Source organism: Streptomyces sp. NPDC059452 (assembly GCF_042750035.1).
Classification (GTDB): Bacteria; Actinomycetota; Actinomycetes; order Streptomycetales; family Streptomycetaceae; genus Streptomyces.
The window spans coordinates 78,547-90,962 of the sequence record NZ_JBHYVE010000013.1 but is presented as its reverse complement, the minus strand read 5'-3'; the positions used below and the strand labels follow the sequence as shown (position 1 = coordinate 90,962).

Genomic DNA, 12,416 nt, shown 5'->3' with positions numbered 1-12,416 from the left:
TCTGCGGGACGGACGGGGCGGCCCGGCGAGGGGATGGGCATGGGGCCCGCCGCCGGGTCAGGCGTCCCGGCGGCGCAGCACGTACAGGCCGGTCAGGTGCGCGGCCCCGGCCCACGCCGCCACGATCAGGACCGCCGTCGCCGGCGCGAGCGTGCCCTCGGCGCCGATACGCATGAAGTGGTCCCCGGCCCCGTGCGGCAGAAAGCCGTTGACCTTCGCGAGCGAGGGGCCTCCCAGCCCCAGGAGCACGCTCGGCAGGGCCCACAGGAGGGCGACGAGGATCGACAGAACGCCGGCCGGGTGGCGCGCGGCGAACGCCGTACCCACGGTCAGTACGGCGACCAACGCCTGGTAGACACCGATCGCGAGGAGCTGACGGAGTGTCGGGCCCACGTCGAGGGTGGCCCGCCCGTCGAACGCGACCCAGGCCACCACCGTGCCCACGACGGCGAACAGAGTCCCGGCGACGAACGCGACGACGGCCGTCACCAGCGCCTTCGCCGCCTGGACCCGATGCCGCCGGGGCACCCAGAGCAGGGACGCCCGTACGCTCCCCGTCGTGTACTCGGAGGCCACCGCGACCGTGGCCAGGACGACGACGGCGAACTGGACGATGACGACGGAGGAGGCCGCCGCGTTCCCCACGGGCTGGACGGGATGCTCGTTGATACGGGCGATCGAGGCGTAGTAGAAGGTGAAGACACAGGTGACCGCGAGCCCTGCCAGAAGGCAGAGGTAGGGGGCCCGGACGGACCACAGTTTGGTCCCTTCGCAGGCGACCGCTCCGGCGAAGCCACCGGGTGTGCGCCGCAGGGACCGGAGCGGATCCGTCCGTCGTCCGGGTGCCGTCGTGGTCACTGCCGTCCCCCTTGGTTCGCTGCCGGGACCGTGGCCCTGTCGGTCGCGGCAGCCGTGTCCGGTCCGCTGCCGCCCGTCGCGTATTCGACGCTGCGCGCGGTCAGATCCATGTACGCCTGCTCCAGCGAGACCCGGACGTCGTTCAGCCCGTGCAACCGGATCCCGCAGTGGTGGGCCAGGTCGCCGACCTCGGCGGCGGTGCGGCCCTCGACGGTGAGTTCGCCGGTCGCGGCCGTCCCGACACTCACCCCGTCGGCCGTCCTCAGGCGGCGCACCAGCGTCGCCCGTTCCCCGGGGTCGGGAACCACCGCGCGCGCCGACGGGGGAGAGGCGGCGGCGAGGAACTCCGTCATGGAGGTGTCGCTCAGCAGCCGGCCGCGTCCGATGACGACGAGATGGTCGGCCGTCAGCTCCATCTCGCTCATCAGATGGCTGGAGAGGAAGACGGTCCGCCCTTCCGCCGCCCGGCCCCGGACGAGCCGGCGGATCCACCGTACGCCGTCCGGGTCGAGGCCGTTGACCGGCTCGTCCAGGACGAGCACCGACGGATCGCCGAGCAGGGCGCCCGCCACCCCGAGCCGCCCGCTCATCCCGAGCGAGTACGTGCCCGCCGGCCGACGGGCCGCCTTCGTCAGGCCCACGGTCTCCAGCACCTCGTCCACCCGGCGTACGGGGATGCCGTTGGCCCGCGCCTGGGCGACGAGGTGCGTGCGGCCGGAACGGGCCGGGTGGACCGACCGGGCGTCCAGCAGGGCGCCGACCGCGCAGAGCGGGCGGCGCAGATCCGCGTAGGGGCGCCCGGCGATCAGAGCGCGGCCCCGGGTGGGGTGGTCCAGCCCCAGGATCATGCGCATCGTGGTGGATTTTCCGGCCCCGTTGGGGCCCAGGAAGCCGGTCACCCGGCCGGCTTCGACATCGAGTGTCAGCCCGTCCACGGCGAGGGTGTCGCCATAGCGTTTGGTCAGTCCTCGGAGGGTGATCACGGAGTTCCTTCGTGTCGGTCGCGGAGCGCGGAGCGCGGGTGGGGACGGCCCGGAGACGGCGGCCGCCTCCCGTCCCGTACGGACCGGTGTCCCGTACGGAAGCGACGCTAGGAGTCCGGCGTCCCGGTGCCCATCGGACGAACGGCAGCGGCGCCCTGCCTTTCGACAGGGGTGGTACCCGGCCCGGGGATGAGATCCGGGGCCTTGCCGTTCGCGGGGTGCCGCGCCCGCCGTAGGCTCGCCGCGTGGCAGAGACGACACCGAGCAGCCGACCGGTCCGGGTCCTGGTGGCCGACGACGAGGCGATGGTCCGGGCCGGAGTGCGGGCCATCCTCGCCAGGGACCCGCACATCGAAGTGGTCGCCGAGGCGGCGGACGGCCACGAGGCGATCCTGCTCACCGGCCGGTACCGGCCGGACGTGGTGCTGCTGGACATCCAGATGCCCGGCCTGGACGGGCTGACGGTGGCGGCGCGGCTCCACCGGGAGCCGAGGACGGTCGGGGTGATCATGCTGACGACCTTCGGCCAGGACGAGTACGTCACGCGCGCCCTGGAGGAGGGCGCCGACGGCTTCCTGCTGAAGGCGGACGACCCGAGGGAACTGCTCAACGGGGTGCGGGCGGTGGGGGCAGGCGGGGCCTATCTGTCCCCGCGGGTCGCGGGCCGGGTCATCGCCGGGCTGCGCGCGCACCGGGCGGCGCATCCCCACCGTTCGCTGGAGCGGCTCACGGAACGGGAGCGCGAGGTGCTGGCCGGACTCGGGACGGGGCTGTCCAATGCGGAGATCGCGCACCGGCTGCACCTGGTCGAGGGCACGGTGAAGGCGCACGTCAGCGCGGTGCTCGCGAAGCTGGGCGTACGCAACCGGGTGGAGGCGGCCATCTCCGCGTACGAGGCGGGTCTGGTCCCACCGGGCCCCCGCTGAACGGGTGTTGGCGTCCTGAACGGGTGTTGGCGTCCGGTCCGAGCCGCAGCTGTACGGGAACTGCCGGGACGACCCGCACCACTTGGCACTACGGGCACTACTTGGCACTGCCAGCCCCGCCCGGGACTACGGGACCAGGGCCGTCTCAGCGGCACGGCGTGAGCAGGAAGCGTCCCACCAGACCGGCCCCCGCGTCCGTACGCTGTCCGAACTCCTCGGCCAGCGCCGGGAATCCGCGCAGCCGCCAGAGGACCAGGACCGCCGTCCAGGCGGCCTCGCGGGCTCGTTCCAGGCTCCAGGAGCTCACCAGGTGGGTCAGCGGATCCGTGATCTCCAGGAGGTCGGGGCCCGGCATCAGATCGTCGTGGATCCGCTCCTCCAGCAACACGAGGAGATCGCCCACGCGCTCGAACTCCCCTTCCAGCTCCGGCGGAGCGCAGCCGAGCGTACGACAGGTGTCCACCACCGCGAGCACGAGGTCGTGGCCGATGTGCGCCTGGAGGCCGCTCAGGGCGAACTGCACCGGACGTACGCCGGGATGGCGCCGGTACTGGAGGAGCGGACGCCAGCACTCCGGCGGGCGGCCTCCCGTCGCCGCCGTGTCCACGGCCGACAGATAACGTTCGGTGAGGCGCGCGCCCAGGGTTTCGGCGGCTCCGGGGCCGTCGCGGCCGGGCCCGAGAGGGGCGCTCTCGACGGCCGTCAGATAGACCTGGTTGAAGACCGCGACCCCGTCCGTGGACGGCCACCGCGAGCGGAAGGCCCGCATCCGTTCGATCGCCGTCGGTGCGCCCGCCGTCAGGGTGCCGGGGCCGGCCGGTTCCGTGAACTGTTCGATCTGCGCCATGTGCGGAGCGTCCCAGTCATAGGCTCGCCCTGGCACCGACCGGCCGCAGGTTCATCGGAACGGACGAACGACGGTGCCGGAAAAGGGGATCGTGGAGTGCCGGGCATACGCGCAGAACGCCGCAATGCACACCGGGAGCGCCGACGGGCCGCCCGTCGGCACGGGCTGCTGGCCGTCGCGTCGGCCGTCGTGGTGATCGGTGCCACGGCCGGGCTGATCGAGGCCGGGCAGGACGAGCGGCGGAACACGGCCGTCCCGGAACCGACGCCCCCGCCGGTCCTCCAGCCGCTGCCGGCGGTCCCGACGCCCAGCGCCGCGCCGCCCACCGCGTCCCCTTCCCCCACTCCCGCGCCGACCCGGCCGCCGTCTCCGTCCCCCTCCCCGCCCCCGGCGCCCGGCGCCTCCCGTACGAGCGCCGCCCCCACGGCGGTGACTCCCGCGCCCGCACCCGCCCCGGCCCCCCGGAACCGCCTCTTCCGCCACCCGCGCTCCCAGGTCCTGGACTGGGTGCGGGCCCACCCCGACGACCCGCGCCGTCCGCTGATCGAGTCCCGGATCGCGGCGCAGCCCGCGGCGGTCTGGTTCGCGGCCCACAACCCGGGGGAGATCGCCGGGCAGGTCCGCGCCGTCACCCGGGGCGCGGCCGCCGCCGGGCGGACCCCGGTGCTCGTGCCGTACGCCATCCCCGACCGGGACTGCGGCGGGGCCTCGCAGGGCGGGGCGCCGGATCTCGCGGCGTACGACACCTGGATACGGGAGTTCGCCCAGGGGCTCGGCGCGGGCCCCGCGATCGTCATCCTGGAACCGGACGCCATCGCCCTCTCCGACTGCCTCACCGCCCCCGAACGCGCGGCCCGCTTCGCCGCCCTGGCTCGCGCCGGAGACACCCTGCGCGCCGCCAACCCGCAGGCCAGGGTCTACTTCGACGGCGGCCACTCCGGCTGGCACGCCCCCGCCAAACAGGCGGCCGCGCTCCGGGCGGCCGGGGCGGCCACCAGCGGCGACGGCATCTTCACCAATGTGGCCAACTTCCACCGCACCGCCGACGAGACCGCGTACGCCCGCCGGGTCCTGGCAGCCCTCGGCGGCCCGCCCGGCCTCGGCGCCGTCATCGACACCAGCCGTAACGGCAACGGCGCCCCGGCGGCGGGCCAGTGGTGCGATCCGGCGGGCCGGGCGCTGGGGCAGACCCCGACGACGCGGACGGGCGAGAGCGGGATCGACGCGTATCTGTGGGTGAAGCTGCCGGGGGAGTCCGACGGCTGCTCGGGCGCGGCGGGCTCCTTCACCCCGGAGTACGCGTACGCCCTGGCTACGGGCTGAGCCGCCGAGCGCCTCCGGCGGCTGCCGTGCGCCTCCGGCGGGTCAGGCCTTCCCGGGCCCGGGCTTCCCGTCTCCCGCGCCGCTTCCCGTGCCGTCGGCCGAGCTCTCGCCCGACTCCTCGTCGTACGTGGACGTCCCGGCGTCCAGCAGCGGTTCCTGGGTCTTGAGGTGCGCCGGGGCGAAGGCGCGCAGCACGTGGTAGCCGGTGATCACGACGAGGGTGCCGAGCGCGATACCGCCCAGTTCGAAGTTGTCCGTGATCTTCAGGGTGACCCCGCCGACGCCGATGATGATGCCCGCGGCGGCCGGTACGAGGTTGAGCGGATTGCGCAGGTCCACCCGGCCGTTGAGCCAGATCTGGGCGCCGAGCAGGCCGATCATCCCGTACAGGATCACGGTGATGCCGCCGAGCACCCCGCCCGGGATCGCGGCGACGACCGCGCCGAACTTGGGGCAGAGGCCGAAGAGCAGGGCGAAGCAGGCCGCCGCCCAGTAGGCGGCCGTGGAGTAGACGCGGGTGGCGGCCATCACGCCGATGTTCTCGGAGTACGTGGTGTTGGGCGGGCCGCCCACGGCGGTGGAGAGCATCGACGCGGCGCCGTCCGCCGCGATGGCGGTGCCGAGCTTGTCGTCCAGGGAGTCGCCGGTCATCTCGCCCACGGCCTTGACGTGCCCCGCGTTCTCCGCGACCAGCGCGATCACCACGGGCAGGGCCACCAGGATCGCGGACCACTCGAAGGCCGGGGCGTGGAAGGAGGGCAGGCCGATCCAGTCCGCCGCGCCCACGCCCGACAGGTCCAGCCGCCAGTGGTCGACCGCCTCCGCGCCGCCCGCCGGGGAGTGGATCTTGCCGAAGACCAGGTCCAGCACCCAGGAGAGCAGATAACCGAAGACCAGCCCGAGGAAGATCGCGATCCGGGAGAGGAAGCCGCGCAGGCACACCACGGCCAGGCCGGTGGCGAGCATCACCGCCAGCGCGGTCCACTGGTCCTGCGGCCAGTACGTCGACGCGGTCACCGGGGCCAGGTTGAAGCCGATCAGCATGACCACCGCGCCGGTCACCACCGGCGGCATCGCCGCATGGATGATCCGCGCGCCGAACCGCTGCACCGCGAGGCCCACCAGGAACAGGACGGCGGCGACCACCAGCACCGCACCCGTGACGGTCGCGCTGTCACCGCCGCTCGCCCGGATGGTGGCCGCGACGCCGACGAAGGAGAGCGAGCAGCCGAGGTAGCTCGGCACCCGGCCCTTCGTCGCCAGCAGGAAGATCGCGGTCGCCACCCCGGACATCATGATCGCGAGGTTCGGGTCGAGTCCCATCAGGACCGGGGCGACGAACGAGGCCCCGAACATCGCCACCACGTGCTGGGCGCCGAGTCCGAACGTACGGGGCCAGGAGAGCCGCTCGTCGGGGCGGACCACCGCCCCGGGCGCGGGGGTCTTCCCGTCGCCGTGCAAGGTCCAGCGCACGCCGAGGCTCATGGTTGCTCCCTGAAGGTCTGCTCGGTGTGCCGGCCGGTCCGTGATCCGGTGTGCGGTGTTCACCTGCGGAAAAAGATCAGCGCCATGGTAGTGGTGCGGCCGGGAGCCCCGCTGTCGGGGCGGGTTCGGCTCCCGGACGGGGCCTTCGTCGCCGTACCGCCGTCGGGGTGGGTTCGGCTCCCGGACGGGGCCTTCGTCGCCGTGCCGCCGTCGGGGTGGGTTCGGCTCCCGGACGGGGCCTTCGTCGCCGTACCGCCACCGGGGCGGGCTCAGCTCCCCGACGCGGTCTTCGCGGCCGCACCGCCGTCCACCGCCGAGCCCGTGACCTTCCGGTCGCCCGCCCGCAGGACCCCCGCGCCCAGCACCAGGCCGAACGCCAGCACGGTCACCACGCCGAACGACACCACCAGCGAGGTCGCCTCCGCGAGCGAGCCGATCGCGGAGGGGGCGATCAGGCCCGAGGTGTACGTGATGGTGGCGACGCCCGCGATGGCCTGGCTCGGGTTCGGTCCGCTGCGCCCGGCCGCCGCGAAGGCCAGCGGGACCACGACCGCCACGCCGAGGCCCAGCAGCGCGAAGCCGCCCATCGCCACCGCCGGGGAGGACGAGAACACCACCAGCAGGCCGCCCGCGGTGGCCAGCGCCCCTCCCACCCGTACGGTCCGCACCGCGCCGAACCGGTCCACGATCCGGTCCCCGGCGAGCCGCGCCACCGCCATCGTCAGGGCGAAGGCCGTGGTGGAGGCGGCCGCGACCCCGTCCGAACTGCCCAGGACGTCCCGCAGGTAGACCGCCGACCAGTCCAGGCTGGCCCCCTCCGCGAAGACCGCGCAGAAGCCGACGGCCCCGATGATCAGCGCCGACTTCGGCGGCAGGGTGAAGCGCGGCGGCGGCTCCTCGTCCGGCTCGCTGCGCAGGTCCAGCACGCCCCGGCAGGCGAGCAGCCCCACCGCGGTCAGCACCAGGGCGGCGAGCGTGTGGTGGAGCCGGGCGTCGGTGCCGATGTGGGCGGCGACCGTGCCCGCCGCCGAACCGATCAGCGCGCCCACGCTCCACATCCCGTGCAGCCCCGACATGATCGACTTGTCGAGCCGGTTCTCCACCTCCACGCCCAGGGCGTTCATCGCCACGTCGGACATGCCCGCCGTCGCCCCGTAGACGAACAGGGCGGCGCACAGGGTCAGCAGGTTCGGCGCCAGCGCGGGCAGGATCAGGGCCAGCGTCCACAGGGCGAGCAGCCCGCGCAGGGCGGTCCGGGCGCCGAAGCGGTGGCTGATCCGGCCCGCCAGCGGCATCGCGATCGAGGCACCGATCGCCGGGAAGGCCAGCGCGAGCCCCAACTGCCCGGTGCTCACCCCCGCGTGGTCCTGGATCCAGGGCACCCGGGTCGCGAAGCTGCCGGTCACCGCCCCGTGCACCGTGAAGACCGTGGCGACGGCGAACCGGGCCCGCCTCACCTGCTCCGCGCCGTGGACCGTGACGGCCGGTTCCTTCGTCATGCGGTAGTGCCCTCCCTGAGGTTCCGGTGCCCGGGTCCTTCCCCGTGCTCCCGCTCCCCACTGCGCCGCGTAAACTATCAGGAACCCTGCCTGATAAATAGTTCTTTCGGGAAGCTCTCGCCGCCGACCCAGGCCGGAGGCTCCGCAGTGATCTGGAAGGATCCCGGTATGCGCGCATCACCGAGCACGGCTCGGGCCATCAACGACCGGCTCGCCCTGCGACTGCTCCAGCAGGAAGGCCCGTTGACGGCCGCGCAGCTGAAGACCCTGACCGGACTCTCCCGCCCCACCGTCGCCGACCTGGTCGAACGGCTCCAGGGCGCCGGGCTGATCCATGTCGTCGGTGAGTCCGGGGCCGTCCGCCGGGGCCCCAACGCGAAGCTGTACGGGATCGTCGCCGACCGGGCCCACCTCGCCGCCCTCGACGTGCGCACCGGAAGCGTCTCCGTGGTCGTCGCCGATCTGCTGGGGACCACGCTCGCCGAGGCGGCCCTGCCCATCGCGGACGGCACCGGGACCGCCGCCGCCGTCGAGCAGTCCGTCGCCCTGCTGGAGCGCACCGCCCGCGAGGCGGGGTCCGTCCCGCTGCACAGCGTCGGCATCGGGGCCCCGGGGCTGATCGACCCGGCCACCGGCGAACTGCGGGACAGCTCCGGGCTGCCCGCCTGGCACCGGGGCCTGGTCCGGGTGCTCCAGGAGCGGCTGCCCGCGACCGTACTGGTCGAGAACGAGACCAATCTGGCGGCCGTCGCGGAGCACCGGGACGGAGCCGCCCGCGACCGCGAGACCTTCGTGCTGATCTGGCTGGGCCAGGGCATCGGCGCCGCCGTGATGCTGGACGGCAGGCTGCGGCAGGGCGCCTCCGGGGGCGCGGGGGAGATCGGCTTCCTCCCGGTGCCCGGATCGGGCGGACTGCCCTCGGCCGTCGACTGCGCGGGCGGCTTCCACTCCCTGGCCGGTTCGGTGGCCCTGTGCGAGCTCGCCGCCCGGCACGGCATCGAGCCTTCCCGGAACGCGGGCCAGGAGGCCAGGGATGCCGGGGAGCCTGGGAAGGGCCGGGAGGCCGGGGAGGGCTCGGAGGCCCGGGAAGGCTGGGAGAAGGCCGCCGGGGGCCGGGAGGAGGTCGCCGCCGTGGCCGCCGTACGTACCGCTCTGGAGGCAGGGGAGCGGGGAGAGGCGTTCCTGGGCGAACTGGCCGACCGCCTCGCCCTCGGGGCCGCCGCCGTCGCCTCGGTCCTGGACCCCGGCTGCGTACTCCTGGCCGGTGCGGTCGGTGAGGCCGGCGGTCCCGCGCTCGCCGCCCGTGTCGAGGAGCGGCTGGCCCGGCTGTCACCCCTGCGCACCGAGGTCCGGGCCGGTTCGCTGGGGGACGGTGCCGTACTGCGCGGGGCGCTGCTCGCCGCCCGGGACGCGGCCCAGGACGCGCTGTTCGCGCCGGGGGGCTGAGAACACGTGCGGGGCGGCCCGGAGGCAGGGCGGTCGCCCCGGCCCGTACGGCACCCGTAACGGGTGAAGCCCCGGCAGTGGCTGCCGGGGCTTCACGCGTGGTGCCGGGAGGTCACGGGGGCGGTGCGCCCACCCCCGTATGGGAGGGGGCGGTGCGCTCACCCCCGTACGGGAGCTAGCAGGCGCCCTGGTCCTTCCAGACGCCCCACTCGCCGGTGGTGCCGGGCTCCTCGCCCTTCGTCCACCACGAGGCCTTCCACTCGCGGCCCTCGTGGCTGACGACCGTGCCGCCGCCGTACGAGGCGTCCGCGTTCCACGGCGGGGCCGTGCACTCACCGCCCGGAGCCGTCGAGGTCGGGGTGGGGGTGGGACCGGTCGGCGTCGGCGTCGGGGTGCTGCCGGTGCCGGGCTCGACCAGGGTGGTGCCGCGGGCCAGGTCCCCGGCGAGGGAGTAGGTCTTCCCGCCGAAGGTCACGGTCCAGTTGGACGGGGTGGAGGTGGGCAGGTAGTAGACGAAGTCCAGCTCCACCGAGGCGCCGGGGGCCAGGGTCTGCCAGGCCGGGAGCTTCAGGGAGACCCGGTTGTACTCGCCCTTGAGGCCGCCGATGTTGTTGGCCGCCGTGTGGTCGCTGCGGATGATCGACGTACCGAAGCCGGACTGGTCCTTGGCGTTGGCCGGGGCCGAGGTGGCGTAGTCGAACTGGAACTCCGTGCCGCCGGGCAGGGTGGCCTGGGTCTTGTTGGTGATCTTCAGCTTGGGGCTGATCGGGTAGTTGGAGTCACCGAGCGCGAACTGTCCGAAGGAGACGTCGATGTCGACGGCCTCGGTGGGCAGGTCGATCGTGGAGCGCTTCGCGCCGTACGGGGTCGCCGACTTGAAGGCGTCGTACATCGCGGTGGTCAGCGTGTTGCCGGTCTCGTACTGGCCCTTGGCCGCGTTCCACTGGTAGTCGCCCGCCAGCTCCCAGATCATCGTGCCGCCGATGCCCTTGTCGACCACGTAGTCGGCCTTGGCCTTCACCGACTGCTCGTCCTCGGTGGAGAGGAAGACCTTCTTCTGGGCGTTCCACAGCCACGGGGCGGTCAGCGTGGAGTCGTACTTACGGGCGTACGTGCCGGTCAGCTGGGTGTTCGCCGGGAAGCCGTAGTCGGTGAGGTAGTCGCCGACGATGCCCTTCTCCAGGTTCTTCGCGTGCCACATCGGGTTGGAACCGGCAGGCGATTCCTGGCCGTTGTCGTCCTTGTCGTGCCACAGGTTGTCGATGCCGACCGCGCCGTCACCGCACTTGGTCAGCCCCGCGCCCGCCGGGCAGTTCGTCGTGGCCGCCTTGCCCCAGAGGCCGTCGGTGCCGCCCTGGACGTTCTTGAAGCCGCGGGTGTAGTACGGCAGACCGATGTTGATGCGGCCGGCCGGCATGGAGCCGCGGAAGTAGTGGTAGGCCCAGTCGGTGTTGAGGTAGCCGACACCGCCGTACTGCGAGGTGGTGTACACACCGGCCTGCGCCAGCTCGTTGTCCTTGCCGTCGTCGAACAGGGTGGCGTTCGGGCCGACGTACTCGTTCCAGGCGCCGTGCAGGTCGTAGGACATGATGTTGACGTAGTCCAGGTACTTCTGCATCTGGTACGTCTCCATGCCCCGCAGCAGGTAGCCGGAGGAGGGGGCGGCGACGGTCAGCAGGTAGTGCTTGCCGTCGGCGGCGCCCGCGTGGTCGAGCTTCTCGCGCAGCGTCTTCATGAGGACGTCGTAGCCCTTGACCAGGCCCGCGCGGCGACCGTTGGCCAGCGTGTGGTCCATGGGGTTGCCCGCGTCCTTCATGGACGTCGCGTACTCGTAGTCGATGTCGACGCCGTTGAAGCCGTACTTCTTGATGAAGGCGACGGCCGAGTCGGCGAAGGTGTTGATGCCCGCCGTGTTGACCGAGCCGTCGGCGTTGGTCGCCATCGAGTAGAAGCCACCGGAGTTGACGCGCTTGCCGTCGGGGCCGAAGTAGCCGCCGGTCTCGGCCCAGCCGCCCACGGAGACCAGGGTCTTCACGTCCGGGTACTGCTTCTTGTACTTGGTCAGCAGGTTGAAGTGCCCCTTGTAGGGGAGCGCCGGGTCCATCTCGGCGCCCGCGACCCCGGGCCAGGTCATTCCGGTGGAGGCGTTGTCGGCGTTGTCGGGCCCGACCGACAGCTTGTTGGAGCTGTCGACGTGCGCGAAGGCGTAGTTGAGGTGCGTCACCTTGTCCCAGGGGATGTTGGGGACCAGGTAGGCGTCCTTGCCGTCCTTGCCGGTACGCCAGTTGGTGAAGTAGCCGATGACGCGGCGCTGGTGGTCGTCGCCCATCTTCTCGCGGCCGTCGGTGTCGTAGACGGTGCAGTACGGGGTGTCGGCCCCGGGCGTCTTGTACAGCCCGTCCGGGCGACAGGACTCGTGGTCGGTGGCGGCGGCCGACGGAGTGGCCGCGAGGGAGGTCATCAGCAGGCCGGCGACAGCGGCGCCGGCGGCGAGGAGCGTGGCCCTCGCTCGGGTGGGGGACAGCATGTGGACGTTCCTCCTGTGGAGGTCGGCAGAACACAACTGGCTAAAAGGGGATGGGTCGTGTCGGGGTCCCGGTGTGCGCACACCGTGGGACCGAACCTCGGAGGTGACGCAGAGATTAAGAGGACTAGACCAGTGCGTCAATAGGTCTGGACCTTTAGCGCTCAACTTTCTGAATGACTACGTTGTCGGTCGCTTGTCGGCCACTCGCCGGTCTCCCGGAGGCGGGATTGCGTCAGGTTTCCTGTGACCCAGCCCACAGCGCTCACCCGCATGGCCGAGGGGCGTCCGTGGCAGACTGGTTCCGTACCAGTAGCAGCGCACTCCGGGGTCGGTGCAATTCCGAACCGGCGGTTATAGTCCGCGACCCGTCCGCAGCCAGCGGCCGGTTGACCAGGTGGGATTCCTGGACCGACGGTTAAAGTCCGGATGGGAGGCAGTGCGCGGCGGTTCGTCATCGGTACGCCGCCGTAGGCGGACGCATGGCCGGGATGCCCCGGACCCCTGCGTCCCATCTTCGGTTTT

Annotated in this window: 9 protein-coding genes and 1 riboswitch; of the genes, 3 read left to right on the top strand and 6 right to left on the bottom strand. The window is 72.7% G+C overall.

The window, feature by feature from the left end; genetic code table 11:
• Nucleotides 1-57 precede the first annotated feature (57 nt).
• Nucleotides 58-858 carry an ABC transporter permease gene (locus ACFW9Z_RS18880; protein ID WP_384641844.1) on the bottom strand — a complete coding sequence of 267 codons (801 nt, stop codon included), beginning with the start codon at nucleotides 856-858 and terminating at the stop codon, nucleotides 58-60.
• Nucleotides 855-1,841 carry an ATP-binding cassette domain-containing protein gene (locus ACFW9Z_RS18875; protein WP_384641841.1) on the bottom strand — a complete coding sequence of 329 codons (987 nt, stop codon included), beginning with the start codon at nucleotides 1,839-1,841 and terminating at the stop codon, nucleotides 855-857. The genes ACFW9Z_RS18880 and ACFW9Z_RS18875 overlap by 4 nt, the downstream gene beginning before the upstream one ends.
• Nucleotides 1,842-2,086: 245 nt before the next feature.
• Here ACFW9Z_RS18875 and ACFW9Z_RS18870 point away from each other — a divergent pair, with 245 nt between their 5' ends.
• Entirely contained in the window at nucleotides 2,087-2,767 is a 681-nt protein-coding gene (locus ACFW9Z_RS18870) for a response regulator (protein ID WP_384641838.1), read from the top strand.
• Nucleotides 2,768-2,912: 145 nt separating this feature from the next.
• On the opposite strand, the gene ACFW9Z_RS18865 is transcribed toward ACFW9Z_RS18870, so the two are convergent.
• Nucleotides 2,913-3,614 (bottom strand): DUF5995 family protein, encoded by a 702-nt coding sequence (locus ACFW9Z_RS18865; protein WP_384641835.1) that lies wholly within the window; start codon nucleotides 3,612-3,614, stop codon nucleotides 2,913-2,915.
• 96 nt (nucleotides 3,615-3,710) lie between these two features.
• On the opposite strand from ACFW9Z_RS18865, the gene ACFW9Z_RS18860 reads away from it, so the two are divergent.
• Nucleotides 3,711-4,937, top strand: a complete 1,227-nt coding sequence (locus ACFW9Z_RS18860; RefSeq protein WP_384641832.1) for a glycoside hydrolase family 6 protein — start codon at nucleotides 3,711-3,713, stop codon at nucleotides 4,935-4,937.
• 42 nt (nucleotides 4,938-4,979) lie between these two features.
• Here the strand turns inward: ACFW9Z_RS18860 and ACFW9Z_RS18855 are convergent, their stop codons facing one another.
• Both ACFW9Z_RS18855 and ACFW9Z_RS18850 read right to left on the bottom strand, forming a co-directional pair.
• On the bottom strand, nucleotides 4,980-6,422 hold the full coding sequence (locus tag ACFW9Z_RS18855) for a uracil-xanthine permease family protein (RefSeq protein ID WP_384641829.1): 1,443 nt from the start codon (nucleotides 6,420-6,422) through the stop codon (nucleotides 4,980-4,982).
• Between the two features lie 269 nt (nucleotides 6,423-6,691).
• A complete protein-coding gene (locus ACFW9Z_RS18850; RefSeq protein WP_384641826.1) occupies nucleotides 6,692-7,921 on the bottom strand; it encodes an MFS transporter in 1,230 nt (409 codons plus the stop codon).
• 168 nt (nucleotides 7,922-8,089) lie between these two features.
• Between ACFW9Z_RS18850 and ACFW9Z_RS18845 the strand changes: the two genes are divergently transcribed.
• Nucleotides 8,090-9,367, top strand: a complete 1,278-nt coding sequence (locus ACFW9Z_RS18845; protein ID WP_384641823.1) for an ROK family transcriptional regulator — start codon at nucleotides 8,090-8,092, stop codon at nucleotides 9,365-9,367.
• Between the two features lie 175 nt (nucleotides 9,368-9,542).
• Here ACFW9Z_RS18845 and ACFW9Z_RS18840 read toward each other — a convergent pair whose 3' ends face one another.
• A complete protein-coding gene (locus ACFW9Z_RS18840) occupies nucleotides 9,543-11,894 on the bottom strand; it encodes a chitinase C-terminal domain-containing protein (protein WP_384641820.1) in 2,352 nt (783 codons plus the stop codon).
• A gap of 313 nt (nucleotides 11,895-12,207) precedes the next feature.
• A riboswitch (FMN riboswitch) is annotated at nucleotides 12,208-12,338 on the top strand.
• The last annotated feature ends 78 nt before the right edge of the window (nucleotides 12,339-12,416 follow it).